The sequence below is a fragment of the Collinsella sp. AF38-3AC genome (assembly GCF_003474365.1).
Classification (GTDB): Bacteria; Actinomycetota; Coriobacteriia; order Coriobacteriales; family Coriobacteriaceae; genus Collinsella.
In genome coordinates this window covers 1,345-25,231 of sequence record NZ_QROM01000008.1, presented here as the reverse complement: position 1 = coordinate 25,231, position 23,887 = coordinate 1,345, and the positions used below count along the sequence as shown (strand labels likewise).

General features: G+C 59.3%; 20 protein-coding genes. 14 read left to right on the top strand and 6 right to left on the bottom strand.

The features are described from left to right. Positions 1-184: 184 nt before the first annotated feature. From DW029_RS06375 to DW029_RS06355, 5 genes are all read left to right on the top strand, one after another. The gene (locus DW029_RS06375) at positions 185-985 is read left to right on the top strand and encodes an SDR family NAD(P)-dependent oxidoreductase (RefSeq protein ID WP_118345582.1); all 801 of its coding nucleotides are present in this window, start codon (positions 185-187) and stop codon (positions 983-985) included. A 472-nt stretch (positions 986-1,457) separates the two neighbouring features. Further along, a complete protein-coding gene (gene tgt / locus DW029_RS06370) occupies positions 1,458-2,597 on the top strand; it encodes a tRNA guanosine(34) transglycosylase Tgt (RefSeq protein WP_117742993.1) in 1,140 nt (379 codons plus the stop codon). A gap of 198 nt (positions 2,598-2,795) precedes the next feature. Next, positions 2,796-3,554, top strand: coding sequence for a TIGR00730 family Rossman fold protein (locus DW029_RS06365; RefSeq protein WP_117794543.1), 759 nt, complete (start codon positions 2,796-2,798; stop codon positions 3,552-3,554). 114 nt (positions 3,555-3,668) lie between these two features. Then, complete coding sequence (locus DW029_RS06360) at positions 3,669-3,968, top strand: type II toxin-antitoxin system RelB/DinJ family antitoxin (protein ID WP_117794542.1); 300 nt, start codon at positions 3,669-3,671, stop codon at positions 3,966-3,968. Between the two features lie 2 nt (positions 3,969-3,970). After that, positions 3,971-4,279, top strand: a complete 309-nt coding sequence (locus DW029_RS06355) for a type II toxin-antitoxin system YafQ family toxin (protein WP_117734477.1) — start codon at positions 3,971-3,973, stop codon at positions 4,277-4,279. Between the two features lie 63 nt (positions 4,280-4,342). On the opposite strand, the gene DW029_RS06350 is transcribed toward DW029_RS06355, so the two are convergent. Beyond that, positions 4,343-7,327, bottom strand: coding sequence for a DEAD/DEAH box helicase family protein (locus DW029_RS06350; protein ID WP_158572628.1), 2,985 nt, complete (start codon positions 7,325-7,327; stop codon positions 4,343-4,345). 741 nt (positions 7,328-8,068) lie between these two features. Further along, positions 8,069-8,929, bottom strand: coding sequence for a DegV family protein (locus tag DW029_RS06345; RefSeq protein ID WP_158572627.1), 861 nt, complete (start codon positions 8,927-8,929; stop codon positions 8,069-8,071). Positions 8,930-9,086: 157 nt separating this feature from the next. On the opposite strand from DW029_RS06345, the gene DW029_RS06340 reads away from it, so the two are divergent. From DW029_RS06340 to DW029_RS06300, 9 genes are all read left to right on the top strand, one after another. Further along, the gene (locus DW029_RS06340; protein WP_233502261.1) at positions 9,087-9,749 is read left to right on the top strand and encodes an HAD hydrolase-like protein; all 663 of its coding nucleotides are present in this window, start codon (positions 9,087-9,089) and stop codon (positions 9,747-9,749) included. A gap of 54 nt (positions 9,750-9,803) precedes the next feature. Continuing rightward, on the top strand, positions 9,804-11,240 hold the full coding sequence (locus DW029_RS06335) for a M20 family metallopeptidase (RefSeq protein ID WP_117763135.1): 1,437 nt from the start codon (positions 9,804-9,806) through the stop codon (positions 11,238-11,240). A gap of 451 nt (positions 11,241-11,691) precedes the next feature. Then, on the top strand, positions 11,692-12,624 hold the full coding sequence (locus DW029_RS06330) for a phosphate ABC transporter substrate-binding protein (RefSeq protein WP_117735561.1): 933 nt from the start codon (positions 11,692-11,694) through the stop codon (positions 12,622-12,624). Between the two features lie 25 nt (positions 12,625-12,649). Further along, positions 12,650-13,558, top strand: a complete 909-nt coding sequence (gene pstC, locus DW029_RS06325) for a phosphate ABC transporter permease subunit PstC (protein ID WP_117735562.1) — start codon at positions 12,650-12,652, stop codon at positions 13,556-13,558. After that, positions 13,551-14,477 carry a phosphate ABC transporter permease PstA gene (pstA, locus tag DW029_RS06320; RefSeq protein WP_199582580.1) on the top strand — a complete coding sequence of 309 codons (927 nt, stop codon included), beginning with the start codon at positions 13,551-13,553 and terminating at the stop codon, positions 14,475-14,477. Before pstC ends, pstA begins: the two co-directional genes overlap by 8 nt. Then, the gene (gene pstB, locus DW029_RS06315; RefSeq protein WP_199568982.1) at positions 14,474-15,346 is read left to right on the top strand and encodes a phosphate ABC transporter ATP-binding protein PstB; all 873 of its coding nucleotides are present in this window, start codon (positions 14,474-14,476) and stop codon (positions 15,344-15,346) included. The genes pstA and pstB overlap by 4 nt, the downstream gene beginning before the upstream one ends. A 203-nt stretch (positions 15,347-15,549) precedes the next feature. Continuing rightward, positions 15,550-17,409: an ABC-F family ATP-binding cassette domain-containing protein gene (locus DW029_RS06310; protein ID WP_117735565.1), complete on the top strand. Its 1,860-nt coding sequence runs from the start codon at positions 15,550-15,552 to the stop codon at positions 17,407-17,409. Between the two features lie 6 nt (positions 17,410-17,415). Continuing rightward, positions 17,416-18,186 carry a Cof-type HAD-IIB family hydrolase gene (locus DW029_RS06305; protein ID WP_117735566.1) on the top strand — a complete coding sequence of 257 codons (771 nt, stop codon included), beginning with the start codon at positions 17,416-17,418 and terminating at the stop codon, positions 18,184-18,186. 206 nt (positions 18,187-18,392) lie between these two features. Continuing rightward, the gene (locus DW029_RS06300; RefSeq protein ID WP_117735567.1) at positions 18,393-18,782 is read left to right on the top strand and encodes a metal-dependent transcriptional regulator; all 390 of its coding nucleotides are present in this window, start codon (positions 18,393-18,395) and stop codon (positions 18,780-18,782) included. Positions 18,783-19,199: 417 nt separating this feature from the next. On the opposite strand, the gene DW029_RS06295 is transcribed toward DW029_RS06300, so the two are convergent. From DW029_RS06295 to DW029_RS06280, 4 genes are all read right to left on the bottom strand, one after another. After that, positions 19,200-21,152 carry a heavy metal translocating P-type ATPase gene (locus DW029_RS06295; protein ID WP_199582578.1) on the bottom strand — a complete coding sequence of 651 codons (1,953 nt, stop codon included), beginning with the start codon at positions 21,150-21,152 and terminating at the stop codon, positions 19,200-19,202. Between the two features lie 100 nt (positions 21,153-21,252). Next, entirely contained in the window at positions 21,253-21,471 is a 219-nt protein-coding gene (locus DW029_RS06290) for a cation transporter (RefSeq protein WP_118345578.1), read from the bottom strand. A 63-nt stretch (positions 21,472-21,534) separates the two neighbouring features. After that, on the bottom strand, positions 21,535-21,900 hold the full coding sequence (locus tag DW029_RS06285; RefSeq protein WP_055285819.1) for a helix-turn-helix transcriptional regulator: 366 nt from the start codon (positions 21,898-21,900) through the stop codon (positions 21,535-21,537). A 389-nt stretch (positions 21,901-22,289) separates the two neighbouring features. Next, a complete protein-coding gene (locus tag DW029_RS06280; RefSeq protein WP_118345577.1) occupies positions 22,290-23,411 on the bottom strand; it encodes a hypothetical protein in 1,122 nt (373 codons plus the stop codon). Positions 23,412-23,887 lie beyond the last annotated feature (476 nt).

Below are 23,887 nucleotides of genomic sequence, written 5' to 3'. Positions count from 1 at the left end.
ATAACTCGGCCGCTTTATCCAGTTTTTACTTGACAATCCCTTCGCCGAACGACGTGGTGCCGTTCGCCTACCGCGGTCTTTTATTTTCGCTTGAACACGCTAAAGTTACATTCCAGCTTTTGGCGCGTGAATTTGGATGCGCGCAGTCGGCGGGCGTGTCCGCCGCGATTTGAAAGGACTTTATATGGGACTTTTCACTGGTAAGACCGTAATCGTCACCGGCGGCGGCAAGGCCACGCTTAAGGACGGCTCCGCTGGCTCCATCGGCTACGGCATCGATATCGCATTTGCCAAGGAGGGCGCAAACCTCGTCATTACCGGCCGCAACGTTGCCAAGCTCGAGGCCGCCAAGGAGTCCCTCGAGGCGGAGTACGGCGTCAAGGTGCTGCCTGTTCAGGCCGATGTCTCGGCTGGTCAGGACAACGAGGCCGTCGTGCAGAACGTTATCGACAAGGCGATTGAGGAGTTCGGGCGCATCGACGCCGTCGTCAACAACGCTCAGGCCAGCGCTTCGGGTGTGACCATCGCCGACCACACTATGGACCAGTTCAACCTGGCCATTTACTCTGGCCTGTATGCCACCTACCTGTACATGCAGAAGGCCTATCCGCACCTGAAGGAGACCAAGGGCTCCGTGGTCAACTTTGCCTCGGGCGCCGGCCTGTTTGGCAACTATGGCCAGTGCAGCTATGCTGCCGCCAAGGAGGGCATCCGCGGCCTGACCCGCGTCGCCGCCAATGAGTGGGGTCCCGACGGCATCAACGTCAACATCGTGTGCCCGCTTGCTTGGACCGCTGCGCTCGAGAACTTCCAGGATGCCTATCCCGAGGCGTTCAAGGCCAACGTCCACATGCCGCCGGCGGGCCACTACGGCGACGTCGAGATGGAGATCGGCCGCGTGGTCGTTCAGCTCTGCGGTCCCGACTTTAAGTACATGAACGGCGAGACCGTCACCCTCGAGGGCGGCATGGGTCAGCGGCCGTAGGGTTACGCGGTTTTACCAAACTGCGTAACAGCTCGACGCTGCGCGGGCCGCATTTGGACAATCTGACGTTCAACTTCAAGGGCGCGACCAGAAGGTCAGCGCCCTTTCGTTTCACGTCACCTTGCCTCAAATGCGGCCCGCTCGCTGACTTATGCTCAACCTGCGGCGCCATTTTGCTTGAAGGCACCTTGCTCACTTTGGCGGGTTTTCGCTGGATGTAGTCGTTGGGGACGTTCTTAAATGACTAGTCGAAAGGGACGCTCTTGCCGGCACTTGGGGACAGTCCCTGAGTGCCGGCAGATTGGGGCACTCCTTTGTCAGGCTGCCCTGAAGACTGTCCCCAACAGCTAGTCGTTTAAGAACGTCCCCAACGACTAGTCGTTTAATGCACCAGTTTCTGTCGAGTCGGTGCTTCTTGCGGGTTGCCCGTATAATGGTTTGCGTATGAGCCGCAACCAAGGAGTTCCAGTTTATGGACCAAAGCCTCTTTAAATTCGACCTGATCGCCGAGGACCCGACCACGCACGCGCGTGCCGGCGTGCTGCACACCCCGCACGGCGACATCGAGACGCCGATCTTTATGCCCGTAGGCACCAAGGCAAACGTCAAGGGCATTCCCACCGAGACCGTCAAGCAGCTCGGCGCCCAGATCGTGCTCGCCAACACCTATCACCTGTCCATGCGTCCCGGCGAGGACACCATCGCCGAGCTGGGCGGGCTGCACAAGTTTATGAACTGGCACGGCCCCATCCTCACCGACTCGGGCGGTTTCCAGGTCTTTAGTCACAACGACGCCGTCAAGCTCACCGACGAGGGCGTGCGCTTTATCGTCAACGATTACGACGGCCGCCACGTGTTCTGGACGCCCGAGGACAACATGGAAATCGCCATGAAGCTTGGCTCCGACATCTGCATGCAGCTCGACCAGTGCCCGGGTTATCCCGCCACGCGCGCCTACGTTGAGCGCGCCGTTGAGCTGTCGAGCATGTGGGCCGAGCGCTGCTATAAGGCTCACACCCGCGATGACCAGGCGCTCTTTGGCATCGTTCAGGGCGGTATGCACCTGGACCTGCGCCTTCGCTCGCTGCGCCATCTGGAGGAGTGCGGCGATTTTCCGGGTTATGGCATCGGCGGCTACTCGGTGGGCGAGGACCACGAGACCATGTTCGAGACGCTGGCGCCGCTGGCTTCCGAGTACATGCCTAAGCACAAGCCGCGCTACCTGATGGGCGTCGGCAACCCCACCACCCTCGTGCGCGGCGTGGGCGTGGGCATCGACATGTTCGACTGCGTGCTGCCGACGCGTACCGGCCGCATGGGCACGGCGTTTTCGAGCGAGGGTCGCCTCAACTTCCGCAATGCCCGCTTTGCGCACGACGACGGCCCCATCGATCCCACCTGCACCTGCCCGGTATGCACGGGCGGCTACAGCCGTGCGCTCATCCGCCACATGGTCACGCAAAAGGAGATGCTCGGCGGCATTTTGCTCTCGATGCACAACATCTACTACTTGCTCAACCTTATGCAGCAGGCTCGTCAGGCCATTATCGAGGGCCGTTACGGTGCGTTTGTGAGCGACTGGATGAACAGCCCTGCGGCGGTGGATTACTAAGAGCTCCGGGCTCGCTTACGAGCTGTTCGCGGCCGGCGGCGGGCATTGCATTCGCTGGCATCGGCTGCGCGACCGCTGACCGATGGCTTGCAAGCACTTGATGCATCGTGGGTACCATACCGAATGGTTGATGTTCGGGCGGGTGTTTGGCGCATGGCGTCGACCCCGCCCGTTTTCTTTTTCTCGATAGGAGTACCCATGATTAAAAATGAGAACGTCGAGGGCGAGCCTGCCTACGACGAGACGTACCGACGCGGTCCCGTGGTCATGCGCGGCCCCATGATTCCTAAGGACAACACCTACGCCAACCTGCTGGCACCCGAGGAGTCGACCGATTGGCTGCATGCCGATCCGTGGCGTGTACTGCGCATTCAGGCCGAGTTTGTCGACGGCTTTGGCGCGCTTGCCGAGCTCGGACCTGCGGTGACCATCTTCGGTAGCGCCCGCACGCCCAAGACCGATCCGCTCTACAAAGCGGCACGTACCGTCGGGCGCAAGATCGCGCAACGTGGCGTGGCGGTCATCACAGGTGGCGGCCCCGGCATCATGGAGGCAGCCAACAGGGGAGCGGCGAGCGCCAACGGCAAATCGGTCGGCTTGGGGATCGAGCTCCCGCACGAGCACGGGCTCAACAAATACGTGAACTTGGGCATGGACTTCCGTTACTTCTTTGTGCGCAAGACCATGTTCGTCAAATACAGCTCGGGCGCCATCGTGTTCCCCGGCGGTTTTGGTACGCTCGACGAGATGTTCGAGGTCCTTACGCTGGTGCAGACGCACAAGGTCAAGCGCATGCCGCTCGTGCTGGTGGGCAGCGAGTACTGGCAGGGCCTGTTCGACTGGCTCAACGGCCCGGTGATGGACGCCGGTATGATCAGCCCGCTCGATCCGGATCTAGTACACATTACCGACGACCTCAACGAAGCCGTCGACATTGCGCTCAGCGGGTTGATATAGGGCGAGCGTGCCCACCGCGACATGAATATGCATGGCAATCTGATGCTTTCTAACGTCAGGTTGCCATTTATATTGGGTATACTGATGCAAAAAACGAGGGCGAGGAGGTCGCGTATGTCTACTGCAACGGTTAAGCCTACGACGGTTCGCATCGAAGAGGGGCTCAAGGAGCAGGCGACCGAGTTCTTGGATTCGGTCGGCCTCAGCCTCAATTCCTATCTCAATCTTGCCGTTCGGCAGCTTGTAAATCAGCGAAAGATTCCTTTTGAGATTGTAGGAAGGGCGGAGGCGCCCAACGAGGCGACGAGGCGTGCCATGGTGATCGCCGAGGCTCATGAATTGGGGATTCTGCCAGACGACAGCCCGTCATTCAATAACGCTGATGAGCTTATATCGTTCCTCGATGAGGGCTAGCGATGTTTGAGATTGAAATCGAGGCTCAGTTTAAGGCGGATTACAAACGGACGATGCGCATCCATCCGCAGCTAAAAACCGAGTTTAAGGCGGCAGTTGCAGAGCTTGCGGCTCACGGCTCGCTTCCCGCGGAATATGGTGCCCACGAGCTTTCAAACCCGGGCGGCAACTACAACGGTCACATCGATTTCCATCTATCCGATGGCTTGGTCGACGTGGTCGTTCTCTATTTGCCGCATAAGACTAATCCTGTGATCCGGTTGGTCAGAATGGGCTCGCATGACGAACTGTTTCAGGGTTCGCACGGCTGATTGCTCGCTTATGATTCGCGAGGGAATAGTAATTGATTCACGAGCGATTGAGCAAGGCAGCTCCTATTCCACCGCAACAGCTGGGGACGTCCCGTTCGTGGCTGCGACCTCCGGTTCTCCTCTTCGCTGGATTTCGCTTAAAAGCTCGGCTGCAACTTCGCTGCTTTTGAAACGGATGCTGCAGTCTTCTTTCTTAGGAAAAGCCAGTAATGGAATAGCTCCGTACCAGACGGTTTCCTCGTCAATTACTGACGCGCACAGGCGCCCTTCGGCTTTGATGGAATAGTCGACGTTCATCTCGGCAAAAATCGCTTTTACGTCATCGCGCGGAGTCGAGGCAATTGAAATCTCAAGGGCAATCCCACGGACAATAGCGCTCGTGAGCGCGGCGGCGAGCTTCGCGAGGCATGCGGCGGATGCGTAGGGCGCGGCAATAAAAATGCTTTTCGTTGCGCTTGCGATGTCGTCCGCTAAAGCCTCCACGGCTGTTGCCGACCTAACGAGGATGTTTCGATCGGCCTGTTTGTTGTCATTTGCTGCAAAGACTTCATACCCCAGCTTGGCATAGGTCTTGAGTCTCTTCTGGTACATACGCGCGAGCATGGGTATCGACAAATCAACATAGTCGAATATCTCAACCCGCTGCTTGCCCTCGTGACTTCTATGTAGTCTGCCTGCCTGCTGCGTTATGCTGCCGTCCCAAGATATCGGTGTGGCAATGAGCAGAGTGTCAAGGTAAGACAGGTCGAAGCTCTCGCCCAGAAGGCCTTCGGTTGCGATGATAATTCGATGCTCATGCTCGAAGCCGGGAAGGCTGTTCAGTATTGCCTTTCTTTCTTTGGCGTCGATTTCTCCGGTTAAGAGTATGGGTTCGTGTCCGCGGCTTTGAAGCAGCCTACATAGCTCTTCGGCATGTTTTTTCCTTTTGGATAGCACAAGCGAATGTCGACCGTTTGACGCGGTATCGAGGGCATCGTCGACAATTGCTTCGTTTCTCGCTGTGTGCGCACACAGGAGATCGAGAACTTGATTAAAGGACGCCCCTGGTTTGTAGGCGGGTAGTCGAACTCCGGTAAAACGCGGCCTAACAACGCGCTGAATTCCCTGTTGGATTGCTTGCGTTTTTGGATCAATGACATGGCGAAGCGGGCCGCAGAGCATTGAGAGTGCTCGCGTGAGTCCGTCCGAGCGTTCGGGCGTCGCAGAAAGGCCGTATACATATTTGGCTGGAGCGGACTTGAGGACAAGCTCAAGCTGTGGTGCGGCTGCATGGTGACATTCATCACAGATGACGAGGCCGTAATCACGAACGAACTCCTTGGCTATTGGTTCTCCGGTCTGGGGGTCCTTGCTGGACAGAGACTGGAATGAAGCAATGTCGATGAGATGGCTTATGGTGGTTTTACCTCCTCCGATTTGGCCAATGAGCGGCGGCTGCCTTTTACTGATTCGTCCTTTTGGGGTTCGGACTGGCTTTCTGTTATCAGTAATGTCGATAAACCGTTCGAGCTGGGATTTCCATTGGGCAATGAGCGCAGTCTTGGGAACGATGACGAGCGTTGGAAGACCGATGGTAGCAATAAGATAGGCTCCGATGACGGTTTTGCCGAAACCCGTCGGTGCAGACATGATTCCGTCTTCATAGCCGAGCATCTGTTCGGCGGCAATTTGCTGTTCAGGGCGAAGAGTCCCTTTAAATGCCATCACAATTGGATTGCCAGACTTGCGCTTGTCAGAATAGTGGGCAGCAACGCCGGCTTCTTGAAACAGCCACTCAAGCTGAGCCTTGCAGCCTCTGGGAATCGCGACGCAGCTGTCTCTAAGTTCGCTGAGGTCTATGTACCGCGGTTTGCCGAATACCGATTGATGCATAGATTGCGCGCGGAAGAATTCTGGGTTGGCAAATGTTGCAAGCCTGCGAACTTCCATTTGAGCTGCGGGACTCAGAGATTTTTCGGGGATATAGAGCATATCGGCCTGCGTGACGGACAGCGATGACGGGAAGTCCTGCGGCGTGAGCGGAAGCCGCTTTCGCGGCCTCTGAGAATGTGGCGCGGCGGTGTTTCCCACCACTGCAGCAGATATTCCATGCGGTTTATTGTCGATGCTCTCAATCAGTTTTTGCACTGTTGCATGTGGAATCAGCTGAATTTGCGAAAGGTAAAGCCATTGATCGGGAAAGGGCTCAAATTGCTCGTCAACAAATACACTGTTCCCTTTTCGCTGCGCTTTTCCTTGAAAAGGCAGTGCTATGAGATTTCCAAAGCCGCCCTCAGGAATGGTGGACTGCGCGGGCAGCATCCGGTCAAAAGCTTCAAAGGTGATTGTCTTGTTGAGCGCCGCTGCTTCGGTGATAAGGCTGCTTCCAAATTCTCGTGCGATCTTTGCGCTGGTGAGCTCTAGGAAGAAAAACCAGACATGTGTGCCGTTACCTGATCTCGATCGCTCGACCGCAGCATCGATTCCATGGTTTTTTGCGACACGCCGAATGGCGTTTGTCGCTTCTTTCCAATCGGCTCCGTCAAAGTCGATGACCAGGACTTTTGTGTTGCTGTCATTATCGAGAACATATTGACCTATGACGTCTCGGAGTCTGTCGTCACTGCCCTTGAAATGGGAGATGATCGCGGTATCGCTCAACTCGGGGAAGACGCGGTTGCCACATTCAGCGCATTTGGTTTTCTGACGATTTGCTTTGGGACAAATGCCTGACTTCCACTCGTTTGCGCAAGCGGGCGTATAGCCGATTCCCCCGTCTTTTCTGCGGTACCCATGGGCGTAAACATCTTTGCGGCCAGTAAAGAGATTGCGAAAGAGCTCGAGTTTGTCGCGCGCTGGACTCGCACTGGTGACGATACCCTCGACCTGCGTCCGTCTATCGAAAGATGTGCCAGCTTTCTCCCATTCTTCGAGCGTTGCGTAACGGATGTCTGGGCCATTGCTGCAGATGACGATTTGGCCGTGCGGCTCAGATACATGAACGACTGCTTCCTTGAATTGGAATACCGTGTCCCCGATGAGGGCGTATTGATGCGTGACGGTGCTCATGTAAATGCCGTTCTTGTTGGGGTTCATTAAAATGAGAGTACGTTATTTTGGTTTTTTGGGCATCCGATTCTGATTTTGGTTCGGTGATAGTGGAGTGCGGCTCCGTGAGTGGTGTTTGGCTGGTGCTAAAATATGTGGCAGCTGTTATTGAGTGGGTTTTAGCGGCTGCGGGGCGAGCTGGAGATCCTGGGAACTGCCTTCGAATAGGACCGGTGGGCAAAAAATGGCAAATATGAGTACTGTTGTTGCGACAGCATCATATCATCTGTAAAGTATTTAAGACCAATCGAGTGAAATCGAATATAACCAACCCTCTAAACATGACGATTTGGGGCATTATGGCGCTCGAAATTGGCGGTGAGATGCAAATTCAGCCAGATTTCGGTGCTACTAAATTTGTAGCAGTACTCATATTTGCCATTTTTTGACCAAGGGGTATCGCAAGGGGGTTGGATAAAGCATCGATCGCCTGCAATGGCTCAATTGGGCAGTTGTGCGGCAATTGAGTTGCGGCGTAATGGGAAGCTATTCGCAGCCTTTCGACTAAAACGGTCCCTTTACCGCCGCCATTCCTAAAGAGATGCCGGCGCGCCTTAAGTTGGGGCGTGCCGGCGTGATGGCTTTGCTGTGGCTGGGTGTACCTCGGCTGTTCGACTGTCCCAGCTTGTCCTGTCTAGCTAGGCAGACCTTTCTTAGCGTTTAACGTTTGCCCAGATAAAACCTGCCAAAATAAACCTGTCCCTAATTGGCAGGTTGGTAGCGGGGGCAGTAGCTGATGGCGATGGCATCGACGCCTACGTGGGTGGCGATGGTGCAGCCGATGGGACCGGTGCCCGCATCGACGCAGTCCTGGCCCGCGAGCGCCTGGTTGACGAGCTCTTGCTCTTCGACGGCGCCGGTTGTGAGCACGCGTACGCTCGCGCCCGGATGCTCGGCCAAAAAGTCGAGGCAATCTGCCATGGTGTTGGCAACGATGCGCTTGGCGCCGCGGCCCTTTTTGATGACTTTGATCTCGCCCGATTTCCACTCCGGCGAAACGGCCAGGCGAATGTTGAGCATCTGCGTGAGGTGGCCGGCAAGCTTGGGCGCGCGGCCGTTCTTGACGAGGTTCTCGAGTGTGCGGGGAATCACTAGCAGGTGGGCGTCGGGCAGCGTCGCGCGGATCTGCGCCTCGGTCTCGTCCAAGCTGCGGCCGTCATCGCGCATGGCGAGCGCGTATTCCACCAGCAAGCCCTCAGCGCCCGAGCCGGTGCGCGAGTCGACGCAGCGCACGTCGAGCTCATGGGTGTCAGCCACCAGACATGCGTTGGCGTAGCAGGCGGACCACTCGCTGCACAGCGAAATGAAGATGGCACTGTCGTGGCCGTCGGCGAGCACGCGGTCAAAGAGCGCCTTGAACTCGCCAGCGCTCGGCTGCGACGTGTGCGGCAGCTGCTTGGAGCCGGCCATGCGGGCGACGTACTCCTCGGCGGTAATCTGCACCTGGTCGAGCAGGTCCTCGCCTTCGATAACCACATGCAATGGAATCACGTAAATGCCGAGTTCTTGGGCGCAGGCGGGGGAGATGTCCGACGTGGAGTCGGTTATGATGGCAAAAGACATAATTGCACCTTTCGTCGGGGCGCTTGTGCGCCGCCTTCTGAGAGCAAAGTGCGACAAGTATAGTGGAGTCATTCCACATTGCTAGGTTTAATTGTTGAATAGTCAACAGTTCTTAATGTTGGTGTGGAAATCATCAATTGGGGAAGAGGGGGTGCCGGTGGAGGCACTGGAGATAGGTAAGCGCTCGGTCGTGCTGTTCGATTTTGACGGTACGGTGGCCGATACGGGCCGGGCGGTGATGACCTCGACGCGCAAAACGCTTGCTGTGCGCGGGTTTTCGGAGGCGCAGATGGGCGACCTGCGACGCATGATCGGGCCGCCCCTGTGGAAGAGCTTTCATGACTTTTACGGCTTTACGCGCGAGGAGTCGCTTGTGGTGGCCGACGAGTACCGCGCCTTTTTTGACGAGCTGGGACCGGAGGAGTATCCCGTGTTCGACGGGATCCCCGAGCTGCTGGATGGGTTGGTCGCCCAGGGCAAGCGCTTGGCCGTGGCGACGTCGCGCATGGAGGCAAAGTGCATTGACATGGTGGGCGAGCTGGGGCTTTCGCAGTTTGAGGCGGTGGTCGGCATGAATCCGTCGCAGGGGCGCGAGACCAAGGCCGATTCGGTTCGCGATGCCCTGGCGGCGCTCGGCGCGACGGCGGGCGATGCCGTGATGATCGGCGATCGCTTTAACGATGTGGAGGGCGCGCACGCAATGGGCGTGCCGTGCATCGGCATCTATTCGGGCGCGGCGGCGCCGGGCGAGCACGAGGCGGCGGGTGCAGACGCGGTGGTGCACTCGGTGGCCGAGCTTGCTAAACTTTTCGCTATCTAGGGACTTAATGTGAGGGGCGGGCGTGCTCGCCGCTCATTGGTAAGGAGGTCGTCCATGAATCAGGTGGAGCAGAGTGTTGCCGAGTACGTCGACGAGGTCTGGGAGGACGTCGTCGCCGATATCGAGCAGCTGGTGAGCTACCCGTCTGTTGCCGTTGCTGCCGATGCGGAGCCCGGTGCGCCGTTTGGCCGCCCGGTCCGTGACGCGCTCGATTGCGCGCTCGGCATCGCACAGAACCTCGGCTACCAGACGAGCGACGACGAGGGCTATGTGGGCATTGCCGATATCCCCGGTCGCGGCGACAAGCAGCTCGCGACCATCTGCCACGTGGACGTGGTGCCCGCCGGCCCGGGCTGGAACACCGACCCGTTTGCGATGGAGCGTCGCGAGGGCTGGCTGCTCGGCCGCGGCGTGATCGACGACAAGGGTCCGGCGGTACTGTCGCTCTACGCCGGCGCCTATCTGCTCAAGCACGGCATTACCCCGCGCTATACCTTCCGCGCCCTGCTGGGCTGCGATGAGGAAGTGGGCATGTCCGATGTTCACCATTATCTGGAGAACCACGCAGACCCCGACTTTTTGTTTACGCCCGATGCCGAGTTCCCGGTCTGCAATGCCGAGAAGGGCCAGTTTGGGGCGACGTTCGTGAGCTCCAAGATTGACGGCGGGCGCATTGTGTCCTGGGGCGGTGCCGAGGCGAGCAACGCTATTCCGTCGCAGTCTATCTGCGAGCTTGCGATTGCCGCCGATGAGCTGCCGGCGCCCGTTGAGAACGCCGACCGCCTGGAGATCACGGCGCTCGAGAACGGCCATGCCCAGATTTTCGCGCACGGTATCGGTGGCCATGCTTCGATGCCCGAGGGGACGATCAACGCCGTTGGCCTGATCGTGACGTACCTGCGCGAGGTCGAGGACGCGTTTGCCGCACGCGACGAGCGCTTGCTGACGCCTGCCGAGCATGAGTTTGTCAAGTTTCTGGCCTTTGTACATGCGGATGCCTATGGCCGCGGCCTGGGTATCGACGCGACGAGCCCCGCGTTTGGCCCGCTCACGTGCAACCCCGGCGTCATCCGCGTGGCGGATGGCCACATTGAGCAGGTCATCGACGTGCGCTTCCCCGATAGCACGAGCGCCGATACCATCCGTGGGCAGCTCGAGCCGCTCGTGGGCCGCTTTGGCGTGACGTATCGCGTCGGCCGCGCCAAGGTACCGTTCTCGGTCTCTGCCGATGATCCGGCCGTGAAGGCGCTTATCGATACCTATAACGAGTTCACCGGCAAGCATGCCGAACCCTTTGCCATGGGCGGTGGCACGTACGCACGCAACTTTGCCCGCGCCGTGTCGTTTGGCCCCGAGGAGACCGGCCTGGAGCTGCCCGCATGGGGTGGCCAGATGCACGGCCCCAACGAGTGCGCCAACGAAGAACAGCTCAAGCAGGCGCTCAAGATCTACATCGTGGCGATCCTGCGTCTCAACGAACTCGAACTTTAAGGTTACGCGGTTTTACCAAACCGCGTAACGGGTCGACGCTGCAAACGCCCCTAAGCGGCAATCTGACGTTCAATCGTCGGTCGCGTACCAAAGTACGCTTTCCTCCTCTTTCACGTCACCTTGCTCGCTTAGGGGCGTTTTCGCTGACTTATGCTCAACCTGCGGGGTTTCCAAGGTAGTCGTTGGGTGTTCTTAAATGGCTAGTCAAACAAGAACGTCCCCGATGACTAGTCGTTTAAGAACGTCCCCAATGACTACCTTGTAAAAGGTGGACCATGCTTGTCGGCGGGTTTGTTATTTGTTTGTAAAGCTGAACCGCGCTTGCGGTAAGGGTCTATCAAATGCCCGTAAGAAAGCGCAGTTGGCGCGGGCGTTGCCTGGTCGGGAACGTATCTTTCCATACAGCAAAGCGGGCAGGGTGCCCGCGAGTCGCATGTATGAAAGGAAGATCATGCTCGATCAGGCTTATTCTCGTCGTCAGTTCCTCGGCCTCGCTGGTGGTCTTGCCAGCATCGTCGGTCTCGGTCTCGTTGGTTGTGGCGGTTCCAATGCCGCTGACACCGCCAAGGGCAGCGTCGCCGCCGAGTCCGTCTCCGGCGAGGTGACCTACGACGGCGCCTCTTCGTTCCAGGCTCTCGTCGAGGCTGCTGCTGAGAAGTTCATGGATGCCAACCCCGACGTTTCCATCTCCGGTTCGGGCAACGGTTCGGGCAAGGGCCTGACCGCTGTCGCCGCCGGCACCGTCACCATCGGTAACTCCGACGTCTTCGCCGAGACCAAGCTCGAGGCCGACCAGGTCAAGAACCTCGTCGATCACGAGGTCGCCGTCGTGGGCATGGGCCCCGTCGTCTCCAAGAACGTGACGGTCGACGATCTGTCCCTCGAGCAGCTCAAGGGCATCTTCTCCGGCCAGATCACCAACTGGAAGGAGGTCGGCGGCGACGACGCCACCATCGTCGTCCTCAACCGCAAGGCCGGCTCCGGTACCCGCGCCACCTTCGAGGCCGCCGTCTTTGGCGACGAGGCCGTCGACTTTAAGGGCGACGCCGAGCTCGACAAGTCCGGCGACGTCCAGACCCAGATGGCCAGTACCGACAACGCCATCTCCTACCTGGACTTCTCGCACTTCGACGACTCCAAGTTCAACGCCGTCAAGGTCGAGGGCGTCGAGCCCAAGAGCAAGAACGTCACCGACGACTCCTTCAAGATCTGGGCTACCGAGCACATGTACTGCGCCAAGGACGCAGACGATGCCACCAAGGCCTTCCTGGAGTTCATGCTTTCCGACGACGTCCAGGGCAAGCTTGTCGAGGAGCAGGGCTTTATCCCCGTCTCTGCCATGAAGGTCGTCAAGGACGCCAGCGGTAAGGTCTCCGCTAAATAGGTAATCGCCCCCGGAAAGGTTTGCAATGGCAAAACAGCTGCCAAAGCGCGACCTTGAGAACGTGGGCCTGGGCGTCACGGGCGCGTGCGTAGCGCTCGTGACGCTTGTTGTTGCCGCGCTTATCTTCATGGTCGCCCAAAAGGGCCTCTCGGCTTTTGTTAAGGATGGCGTTTCGGTCGTCGAGTTCTTCACTGGTACCAAGTGGGACCTGGCTAACACAGCCGAAAACGGTCTGCCTTACACCGGCGCCCTGCCCCTGATCGTCACCTCGTTTGCGGTCATGGTACTCTCCACGCTCATCGCACTGCCCATCGCTATCGGCTCTGCCATCTTTGCGGTCGAGATCCAGCCTAAGTTTGGTTCCAAGGTCTTTCAGCCGCTTATTGAGCTTTTGACCGGTATTCCCTCGGTTGTCTTTGGCCTGATCGGCTTTCACGTGGTCGTCGGCCTTATGAAGAGCGTTTTCCACGTAAGCACGGGCTTGGGCATCTTGCCCGGCGCCATCGTGCTGGCCGTCATGATCCTGCCGACGATGACCACGCTTTCGGTCGATGGCCTGCGCGCTGTGCCCGATAGCTACCGTCAGGGCTCGCTCGCGCTGGGCTACACCCGCTGGCAGACCATCTGGCACGTGGTGCTCAAGTCCGCCATGCCGTCGCTCATGACTGCGGTCATCCTTGGCATGACGCGTGCCTTTGGCGAGACGCTCGCCGTGCGCATGGTCATCGGCGGCATCGAGGCCATGCCGACGTCGCTGCTGTCGCCGGCGTCCACCATCACCACCACGCTCACCACGTCCATGGCGGTCTACGCCGAGGGCTCGGCCCAGGACGACGTCCTGTGGGCACTCGGTCTGCTGCTGATGGGCATGAGCCTCATCTTCATCCTGATCATCCATCTCATTGGCCGCAAGGGGGCGAAGGCTCGTGGCTAGCACGCGCATCCACATCGACGAGGCGAGGCTCGGGCGTGTCCAAAAACAGGATCGCATCGCCACGGGCGTGCTGACGGCGATCGTCGCCATCGTCATGCTCATCGTCATCTCCATGGTGGCCTATATCCTGTTCGAGGGCATCTCGACGCTGTTCCAGCCGGGCTTTCTCACAGAGCCGTCGCGCGCCAACGGAACGCAGGGCGGCGTGCTCTACCAGCTGTTCGACTCGTTCTACCTGCTGCTGATCACTCTGATCATCTCGGTGCCCATCAGCCTAGGCGGAGCGGTCTTCCTGGTTGAGTACGCGCCGAACGGCCCTATCCGCGACATCGCCTCTACCGCCATCGAGACGCTGTCCTCGCTGCCTTCCATCGTCGTCGGCATGTTCGGCTTTCTGGTGTTCTCGGTGCAGCTGGGCTGGAAGTACTCCATCATCTCCGGCGCTGTCGCGCTCACCATGTTCAATATCCCCATCCTGGTGCGCGTGATCCAGCAGGCGCTCGAGGACGTGCCACAGGCCCAGCGCGATGCATGCCTGGCCATGGGCCTTACCCGCTGGGAGGCCACGCTGCACATCCTGATTCCCGAGGCCATGCCCGCCATCGTGACCGGCATCGTGCTTTCGGCCGGCCGTGTGTTTGGCGAGGCCGCAGCACTGCTCTTTACCTCGGGTATGAGCTCGCCGGTTCGCCTGAACTTCTTGAGCTTTAACCTGTCGAGCCCCACCTGTGCCTGGAACGTGTTCCGCCCTGGCGAGTCGCTCGCCGTGCATATCTACAAGGTCTATGGCGAGGGCAGCCCCGAGGCCCAGCAGATCGTCTGGGGCACCGCGGCGCTGCTGATGATTTGCGTGCTGCTGTTTAACGTAGTCGCCCGTATCGTGGGCAAGCAACTGGCAAGGAGGATGACGGCCGAATGAGCGAGATGAGCACAACGCCCGCAACCGAAGCAGCATCGTCCGAGACCCGGGACTTCCTGTCGAGTGTGGGGGAGAGCGAGAAGCGCGTGCGCGTGAGCGGCAAGGCCGCGAGCGACGAGGTCGTGCTCTCTACCAAGGACGTCAACGTGTACTATGGCGACCACCATGCGCTGTACGACACGTCGCTCGACTTCCACAAGGGCGAGATTACGGCGCTCATCGGGCCTTCGGGCTGCGGTAAGTCGACCTTTTTGCGCAGCCTCAACCTTATGAACCGCGAGATTCGCGGCTGCCGCGTGGAGGGCGAGATTAACTACCGCGGACGCAATGTGAACACCAGGACCGAGAACACGTACGAGCTGCGTCGCTCCATTGGCATGGTGTTCCAGCAGCCCAACCCTTTCCGCAAGTCCATTCGCGACAACATCACGTTTGCGCCAAAGCGTCACGGCATTACCGACCGCGACGAGCTTGATCGCATGGTCGAGGAAAGCCTGCGCGGTGCGGCGCTGTGGGACGAGGTCAAGGACAAGCTCGACAAGAGCGCCTGCGCGCTTTCGGGCGGCCAGCAGCAGCGTCTGTGCATCGCGCGCACGCTGGCGCTCAACCCAGACGTGATTCTGTTTGATGAGCCCTGTTCGGCGCTCGACCCCATCTCGACGCTGGCGATCGAGGACCTGATGTCTTCGATCGTTGCCGACCGCGCCATCGTCATCGTGACGCACAACATGGAGCAGGCGTCGCGCGTGTCCAATCGCACGGCGTTCTTCTACATGGGCGATATGGTTGAGTACGACGAGACCGACGAGATTTTCCAACGGCCCAAGGATAAGCGGCTGAATGATTACCTCACCGGCATGTTCTCCTAGTCCGGGACATGCTTGAGGCCCGTGGCGGCCATGGTTGCCGTGGGACTGATTGGAGAGGCGGGTCATCTCTTGCGGGAGATGGCCCGCCTTTTTGTGTCGTGTGCTGGTGCGCTTGCCCAAAACCACCACAAAGGTGCCTGTCCCCTTTGTGGTGGTTTTCGCTATCATGGACAACGTTGAATTTCTACGAAGGAGCAGGGCATATGGCGATTCTTTTGGGATGCGATTCCGTCAGCCTAGAGTTTCCCACCAAGCATATTTTCGATAGCGTGACGCTCGGCGTGGGCGAGGGCGACCGCATTGGTATCGTCGGCAAAAACGGCGACGGCAAGTCGACGCTGCTGAGCGTGCTCGCCGGCACGCTGGAGCCCGACGACGGCCGCGTGACGCATCGCCGCGGCACCACGATCGGCCTGCTCGGCCAAAAGGACGACCTGGTCGATACTGATACCGTGCATCATGCCGTTGTGGGCGACGCCCCCGAGTACGAGTGGGCGTCGAGCCCCCGCACGCGCCAGATCCTCGCCGGCCTCATCAGCGATGTGCCCTGGGAGGGCACGGTGGGCGAGCTCTCGGGCGGTCAGCGCCGTCGCGTGGACCTCGCGCGCTTGCTGATCGGCGATTACGACGTGCTCATGCTCGACGAGCCCACCAACCACCTGGATATGCGCACCATCAACTGGCTCGCGCGTCACTTAAAGGCCCGCTGGCAGCGCGGCCAGGGTGCCATGCTCGTGGTCACGCACGACCGCTGGTTCTTGGACGAGGTCTGCACCAGCATGTGGGAGGTCCACGACGGCCAGGTCGATCCCTTCGAGGGCGGCTATTCGGCATACATCCTGCAGCGCGTGGAGCGCGACCGCATGGCCGCCGTTACCGAGGAGCGCCGTCGCAACATGGCGCGCAAGGAGCTCGCGTGGCTGAGCCGCGGTGCCCAGGCTCGTTCCACCAAGCCCAAGTTTCGCGTGGATGCCGCTCGCGAGCTGATCGCCGACGTGCCGCCCGTGCGTGACGAGCTGGAGCTCAAGCGCCTCGCCGTGAGCCGCCTAGGCAAGCAGGTTATCGATGTGGTCGACGTGGACGCCGGCTATGCGGATGTCGATGGCGCGCCCAAGCAGGTACTCTCCGACGTGACCTGGTTCATTGGTGCGGGCGACCGCTATGGTCTTTTGGGCGAGAATGGCGCTGGCAAGTCGACGCTGCTTGATGTGATCCAGGGCAAAATTGCGCCCACGCGCGGCCGCGTGAAGATTGGCCAGACAGTGCGCTTTGGCGTGCTGTCGCAGCAGCTCGAGGAGCTCGAGCCCTTCATGGGCGACACGATTCGCGAGGTGCTCAGCAACTATAAGAAGTACTACGTCATCGACGGCAAGGAGACTTCGCCCGAGAAGCTCTGCGAGCGTCTGGGCTTTACGACGCAGCAGCTCTGGAGCCGCATCGGCGATCTTTCGGGCGGCCAGCGCCGTCGCCTGTCGCTGCTGCTGACAATCCTGGACGAACCCAACGTGCTCATCCTGGACGAGCCCGGCAACGACCTGGATACCGACATGCTCGCGATTGTCGAGGACCTGCTCGACGGCTGGCCCGGCACGTTGATCCTGGTGACGCACGACCGCTTTTTGATGGAGCGCGTGACCGACCAACAGTGGGCGCTGCTCGACGGCCACCTGACGCATATGCCCGGTGGCGTGGACCAGTACCTGCGCCTGTGCAACGCTACCGCCGAGGGCGAGCCCGTGGGCGCGCCGAGCGCCAAGACCGGCACGTTTGACACCGGTGCCGCGGCAGCTGCGGCCGAAAAGCCCAAGACGAGCGGGCAGCCCAATGGCCTTTCCAACGCCGAACGTCAGAAGCTCCGCCGCGAGGTGAGCTCGCTCGAGCGCAAGATGGAGACGCAGCGCGCTCGCGTTGAGGAGGCCGAGGCCGCGATGGCCCAGGTCGATCCCACCAACTACACGGCGCTCGGCGAGCAGCAGGCAAAGATCGACGAGGCTCACGCCGCCATGGACGAGCTGGAGATGGCGTGGCTCGAGGCGAGCGAAAAGCTCGAGGGCGAGGAGTAAGCGAGAATGATCAAAGCCGCGTTTTTCGATATCGACGGTACGCTGCTGAGCTTTAAGACCCACCGGATTCCGGCGTCGGCGCAGCAGGTGCTCGACAGCTTTCGCGAGCAGGGGATTGCGTGCGTGATCGCCACGGGCCGTCCGACCTACCAGATGCCGGACTGGCTGTTCGACCTGGGCTGGGATGCGTACATTACGCTTTCGGGCCAGCACTGCTTTGATGCCGAGGGAGTTTACCGCAGCTGCCCGATCGATCCGGACGACGTCGCGGTGATTGTGGACCAGGTGGCGCAGGGGCGCTACGACTCGCTGTGCATGCAGGGCGAGAACTCGTTTGTGAACCGCCTGTCCGAGCGCGTGGTGACGGCTGGCAGCAACGCGGGAATCGTCTACCACGAGGAGCCGTTTGAGCACGCCTTTGACGCACCGGTCTACCAGTTCTGCGCCTTTGTGGACCCGGCCGACGAACATATCGTGACCGACGCCGTGTCGCATTCGCTCACCACGCGCTGGTGCGACCTGTTCTGCGACATTATTCCCGCTAACGGCGGCAAGGACCTGGGCGTGGCGGCGACGCTCGAGCGGCTTGGTATCGACGCGAGCGAGGCGATTGCCTTTGGCGACGGCGAGAACGACCTGTCGATGTTTGCCGCCGTGGGCACGAGTGTGGCCATGGGCAACGCGCAGGACACCGTGAAGGCCGCGGCGACCTACGTGACGACCGCCGTGGACGACGACGGAATTTACAACGCCGCAAAGCACTTTGGGCTGCTATAGCTGCGGCTCGGCACTTGGGGACGGTCCTTTTCTGCCGGCAGCTGGGGACACTCCTTGCGGGGCGTTCCCATTTTGTTTCATCCCGCACGTTTTGTGAAACACGGCTAACTTTTAGGTAAAGTAGTAAGACATGGGCAACTTTTGCGGTAAAGTAAGCCGTGGAAAGTATCCAACGGCTAACTAGCAATCATCGCGAAAGGCGGCCCATGGCCCTACGTGAATCCGGAGAAGACTATCTCGAATCGATCTACGTTCTGTCGGAACGTCAGGGCATCGTGCGCTCGATCGACGTCGCGGAGTACCTCGGCGTAACCAAGGCGAGCGTTTCCAAGGCCATGGCGACGCTGGAAAGCAACGGCTATGTCGAAATGGGCAAGCGCGACGTTCATCTGACGGAGCGTGGTCTGGAGGTCGCTCGCCAAATGTGGGAGCGTCACTGCTTTTTCGTGGGGCTGCTGGAGGATGCGGGTGTTTCGGCTGAGGTCGCGTCGCAAGAGGGCTGCTACATGGAGCACTGCCTGAGTGAGGAAAGCTTCGAGAAGCTGAGGGCTATGCTCGCCAGGGAAGAGACGTCGAACTCAACAACGGAATCCTAACAGGTCCTCAGTAGCGCGGAGTTCGCGCAAAGCGCGAACCAGCGAAAAGGGGATAGAGACTTCTAGCAGAAGGGACTTTCTCCGAGTCCACAGTAAACCTGTCGGGATGTAGCATCCTTTCAGCAGCGCCGCCCTTCCATCCCAAAGAGACGCGTCTCCCGCGCCGAAGGCGCGGGACAGCGGCCGGGACGAAAGGTCCCGCCAACCAAATTCAACTCAGACAAGGAACCTCGCCAGCAAGCGATGCCCAAGAACCGCCAGCTGTGTCAATGCAGGCCGGGACCGGGCTTGGTTTTGAAAACACTCCGCAGCGCGAGGCCCGTCTTTCCGTTGCTCCGTAGGAGCAGGAAAGACGGGCCTCATGCGCGAGGACGTTTTCAAAACCAAGCCCGGTCCCGGCCGGACAGCCCACGAACGCTACAGGTTCTTGACACCCATCGCGCGCATGGTGTTCAGGATAGCGATGATCGCCACGCCCACGTCGCCAAAGACAGCGAGCCACATGTTGGCGATGCCGAGCGCCGCGAGCACAAGGATCAGCAGCTTAATACCCAGCGCAAAGATGATGTTCTGCCAAACAATCGACATGGTCTTGCGAGCCACGCGGATCGCGCGGGCGATGTTGGACGGCTTGTCATCCATCAGCACGACATCCGCCGCCTCGATCGCAGCGTCGGAGCCCATGGCGCCCATGGCTATTCCGACGTCGGCTCGCGTAAGCACAGGCGCGTCGTTGATACCGTCGCCGACAAAGGCGAGCTTGCCCTTGCCGCTTTCGGCCGCGATCAGCGCTTCAACGCGCTCGACCTTGTCGCCCGGCAGCAGCTGCGCGTGGAACTCGTCGAGGCAGAGCTGCTTGGCCACCGCAGCAGCCACTTCCTCGCGGTCGCCCGTGAGCATGACGGTGCGGTTGATTCCGGCGGCGTGCAGGTCGCTGATCGTCTGCTCGGCATCGGCCTTGACGGTGTCTGCAATCACGATGTGGCCGGCGTACACGCCGTCAACGAGCACATGCAGAATCGTGCCGACGACCTCGCAATCGGGCGCTTCGACTCCGGCCGCGGCGAGCATCTTTGCGTTGCCAACGACGACGTGCTTGCCGTCGATGGTTGCCGTCACGCCATGGCCCGCGTCGTTGGTGGAGTCGCTTACGCGCTTGGGGTCGACCTCGCCCTGGTAGGCGACACGTACGGACTGCGCGATGGGGTGATCGGAGAACGACTCAGCAAGGGCTGCGACTTCGAGCAACGACTGCTCGGTATAGCCGGCCTCGGGGTGTACCGCGACCACCGAGAACGTGCCGTTGGTGAGGGTGCCCGTCTTGTCAAAGACGACGGTGTCCACGTCGGCGAGCGTCTCGAGGTAATTAGAACCCTTGATGAGAACGCCCAGCTTGGACGCGCCGCCGATGCCGCCAAAGAAGCTCAGCGGCACGCTGATCACGAGCGCGCACGGGCAGCTGACGACCAGGAAGGTCAGGCCGCGCAGGATCCAGTCGGACCAGGCGCCGGTGACCAAGCCGCCGCCGAGCGCGAGTACCGCGGCAGCGCCGGTGACGGCGGGCGTGTAGATGCGGGCAAAGCGCGTGATGAAGTTCTCGGTGCGCGCCTTCTTTTCGCTGGCGTTTTCTACGAGCTCCAGGACGCGCGCGACGGTGGACTCGCCAAAGGGCTTGGTGGTGCGCACGTGGATGAGCCCCGTCATGTTGATGCAGCCGCTGATGATATCGTCTCCGGTTTTGGCCGGGCGGGGGACCGACTCACCGGTAAGGGCGGCGGTGTCGAGCTGGGTTTCGCCTTCGACGATGACGCCGTCGATGGGCACGCGCTCGCCGGGCTTGACCACGATGACGGTGCCGACGGCGATGTCATCGGGGAAGACCTGTTCGAGTGTGCCGTCGGGTTGTTCGACGTTGGCGTAGTCGGGTGCGATGTCCATCATGGCGCTGATCGATTTACGGCTCTTACCCACGGCGTATGCCTGGAACAGCTCGCCGACCTGGTAGAACAGCATGACGGCGGCGCCTTCGGCCATGTGCGGATCGGTGTCGGGGAAGAGCACCATGGCAAACGCGCCGATGGTCGCGACGGCCATGAGGAAGCTCTCGTCGAAGGCCTTGCCGCGGCGGATGTTATTGAATGCCTTTTGCAGTACGTCGTAGCCGGCAATCAAAAACGGCACGAGGAACAGCACAAAGCTGGCGTAGATGTCGCCCGGGGTGCCGAATGCGGCAGTGAGGGTGCCGAGCTCATCGAGGGCGTACACCACGGCAAAAATGCCCAGCGCTACCAGGATGCGGTTGCGCTTATGCTCGAGTGACTCTTTTTTCTTGCGCTTCTTCTTTTTCTTCTTGGGGTCGGCGGTGGCCATGACTCGTATCCTCCCATTTGAATGTATGAACACTCGCTCATACAATTTCGCGAGCAAAGGCCGCGGCAAGCGCGGCCTTGCGTGTTGGCGTAAACCTGGGCTAGAGAATGATCTCGCAGTCCGGCTCGGCGTCGGCGGTGAACTCCACAACGCGGTCGAGGACCTCGTCGAACTCGGCTTCATCGGCCTCGAGCGCTAGCTTCTGGGTCATAAAGTTGACCGAAACGGACTTGACGCCCTCGAGCTTGGCCAGCTCGTCCTGAAGCTTACGCGCGCAGTTGGCGCAGTCGATCTCATCGAGCTTAAACTGCTTTTTCATGGTGGGTTCCTTTCCCTGTATTTGCGGCTTGGGTGCAGGCCGCGCTGGTACCGTGGTTGGTCGCTATTCGCAGATGTGGCTCATGCCCTGATTGAGCATGGTGTAGACATGGTCGTCGGCGAGCGAGTAGAGGATGTTTCGGCCGTCGCGCCGGAATTTAACCAGGTGCGACTGCTTGAGTGTACGCAGCTGATGCGACACCGCGGACTGCGAGGTTTCGGTCGCTTCGGCGATGTCTGCCACGCAGAGCTCGCGGCCCATGAGGGCATAGAGAATCTTGATGCGCGTGGTGTCGCTGAAGACCTTGAACAGGTCGGCGAGGTCGTAGAGAAGCTCCTCGTCGGGAAGGTCCTCGGGCGAGCAGGTGGTGGGGATTGCGGGTTCGGTGGCCTCGATGTCGGGTTTCGTTTCATCAACGCGGATGCTCATTGCAATATCCTTTCATATGAACATGCGCTCATATAACTTACTTCCGATTATATGAGCGCATGTTCACATGTCAATACAATTTGCGATAATTTCGATGGCTGCTTGCCACCTCTGTGATTTTCTGTGGGTTGGGATGCATCGACGCAATGCTCGCCAACATATTTTGAGATGTTCGGCCAGCATGCTAAGATAGCCGCCTCGAGAAGCATTAGAACTGTTCATATTTGTACTTTATCGTGTTAAATACCGTGAGAATCAGTTCTTTCTCTACGGGAGTTCCTGCAGAATCAGTTTTATCTAAAGTTATATTGAGCATTGCTGCGGCAAATCCGGCACATCGGCGGCCGAATAAGTCGAAAAATGTAGGTGGACATCCGCAGAGATCGACTTTAGAAGAGTGAATTCTCAATCAGATTAATAATCGTGTCGTCTTCCGTGCGGTTTTCATCGATTTTTGCGGACATGTCGCATTCCCAAGGCCCATTGATTTCTTCAGCAAGGCCCCCGACGTGTTGCATGTCGTCGGGTTCGGGCACATCGTTGATGCTCGGGTCATCAGCTTGCGGATATTGGCTTGCAATTTCGCGCTTGGCGGACTCTTCTTCTTTGAGAGCCTCCAGGACGCGGCGACCGTATTCGAAGTAGCGCCGCAAGACAAATCGACGAAGAGTTTCTTGCAGGATGGCGAAGCTATCCGGGAGTCGACCAGGCCAGATCTTCTCGCGAATGCGAATCGCTTCCATGACCCGTCTAAAAGCGGACTGCTTGAAAAACGAATGACGACTAACTGTGATAACGGCATATCCCATGTTTCGCAGCGTGTTGCGGCGTTCCTCGTCAATTGATTGCTGCTCGGGCTCGTCGTGGTAAAAGCCGTTGTATTCGATATCGGTCATCGAATTCTCGAGCAGCGCGTCGAGGTAGAAAACCATCCGTCGCGTTAGGGCGGCGTATCTTTTGGGGACTGGGATCGGATAATCCGTTTTGATAGCGCGTATGGCTAAGCCACCCATTGACTTGGGCATCGTCAGCATCATGACAAACGCCGTTTCGAGTGGGGAGCGACAGCCTTCGCGTACATAAGAAAGTGCCTTAAGGGCTTTATTAGATCCACGATACCCCGACGCCTCTGAAAAGAAGGCTCTGAGCTCTTCAACGCTGGTTAGGGCCGGGCGCTCGCGATATTGAGTTTCGTTGGAAGTTTCAAGCGCGTAGGAGCCGCAGATTTCAAAGTAATACTCAACGAGCTCCGAAAGGTTGAGGTCGGCTGTTGCTTCTAACGCGCACAGCTTGATATCGACGATGTAGACGTTCGGCTCGAGTTCTAGGTAGCTTTCTGCATCAAACGTATAGCGCGTGCAGTGGCAGATGCAGCCCTTGCGGTGCCTTTTGGAATTATTGGAGAACGTCAGCACATGGATGCTTTCAGAATCGACATTCTTTCTGTTGAGCCATGCTCGTGCCGCTTCCAGGTCGGATGTGGTCGGCGCAGACGCCGTGATCTTTTCCATAGGTATGGGATCGGTCGCGTAGCTTGCGAGCGAGTTGGCTGTTTGGTATACAGCGCGTGCCGTGGTATGTGACAGAACGATTCCCATACGCGCATGATGGCATAGCGGACGCCACATACGCCCGAAACTTCGGGCAACGGTATTGGGGTGCGGCTTATCTTCTGCGAACGGTGGGTTTTTGAGGCTCTTCGGGGGTTTGTGTGGGTTGGCCGCCCGGTAAAATTGCCCGCCTAGCAGCGGCGGCGCGCCTCGCGTATCGTTGTTTTCCGACCAAAGAAAAAATGAACGCGCGAAGGAACGCCGCCATGCTGAACAGTCTACTCAAAAGGGCGCTCGGGCTCGAGCGCACCGTAATCGAGGGAGCGAGAATCGAGGGCGATTCCATAATCGTCTCCGTGAGGCCCAGGAGGGCCGCGCCGAGGTGCCCGGTGTGACCTGTGTCAAGATTTCGGACACGGAATTGAGAGGAATCATGC

Bases quoted from the DNA above. Each gene is read 5' to 3' on its own strand.
- DW029_RS06375 (WP_118345582.1), top strand. From the start codon at position 185: ATGGGACTTTTCACTGGTAAGACCGTAATCGTCACCGGCGGCGGCAAG.
- tgt (WP_117742993.1), top strand. From the start codon at position 1,458: ATGGACCAAAGCCTCTTTAAATTCGACCTGATCGCCGAGGACCCGACC.
- DW029_RS06365 (WP_117794543.1), top strand. From the start codon at position 2,796: ATGATTAAAAATGAGAACGTCGAGGGCGAGCCTGCCTACGACGAGACG.
- DW029_RS06360 (WP_117794542.1), top strand. From the start codon at position 3,669: ATGTCTACTGCAACGGTTAAGCCTACGACGGTTCGCATCGAAGAGGGG.
- DW029_RS06355 (WP_117734477.1), top strand. From the start codon at position 3,971: ATGTTTGAGATTGAAATCGAGGCTCAGTTTAAGGCGGATTACAAACGG.
- DW029_RS06350 (WP_158572628.1), bottom strand. From the start codon at position 7,327: ATGAGCACCGTCACGCATCAATACGCCCTCATCGGGGACACGGTATTC.
- DW029_RS06345 (WP_158572627.1), bottom strand. From the start codon at position 8,929: ATGTCTTTTGCCATCATAACCGACTCCACGTCGGACATCTCCCCCGCC.
- DW029_RS06335 (WP_117763135.1), top strand. From the start codon at position 9,804: ATGAATCAGGTGGAGCAGAGTGTTGCCGAGTACGTCGACGAGGTCTGG.
- DW029_RS06330 (WP_117735561.1), top strand. From the start codon at position 11,692: ATGCTCGATCAGGCTTATTCTCGTCGTCAGTTCCTCGGCCTCGCTGGT.
- pstC (WP_117735562.1), top strand. From the start codon at position 12,650: ATGGCAAAACAGCTGCCAAAGCGCGACCTTGAGAACGTGGGCCTGGGC.
- pstB (WP_199568982.1), top strand. From the start codon at position 14,474: ATGAGCGAGATGAGCACAACGCCCGCAACCGAAGCAGCATCGTCCGAG.
- DW029_RS06310 (WP_117735565.1), top strand. From the start codon at position 15,550: ATGGCGATTCTTTTGGGATGCGATTCCGTCAGCCTAGAGTTTCCCACC.
- DW029_RS06305 (WP_117735566.1), top strand. From the start codon at position 17,416: ATGATCAAAGCCGCGTTTTTCGATATCGACGGTACGCTGCTGAGCTTT.
- DW029_RS06300 (WP_117735567.1), top strand. From the start codon at position 18,393: ATGGCCCTACGTGAATCCGGAGAAGACTATCTCGAATCGATCTACGTT.
- DW029_RS06295 (WP_199582578.1), bottom strand. From the start codon at position 21,152: ATGGCCACCGCCGACCCCAAGAAGAAAAAGAAGAAGCGCAAGAAAAAA.
- DW029_RS06290 (WP_118345578.1), bottom strand. From the start codon at position 21,471: ATGAAAAAGCAGTTTAAGCTCGATGAGATCGACTGCGCCAACTGCGCG.
- DW029_RS06285 (WP_055285819.1), bottom strand. From the start codon at position 21,900: ATGAGCATCCGCGTTGATGAAACGAAACCCGACATCGAGGCCACCGAA.
- DW029_RS06280 (WP_118345577.1), bottom strand. From the start codon at position 23,411: ATGGAAAAGATCACGGCGTCTGCGCCGACCACATCCGACCTGGAAGCG.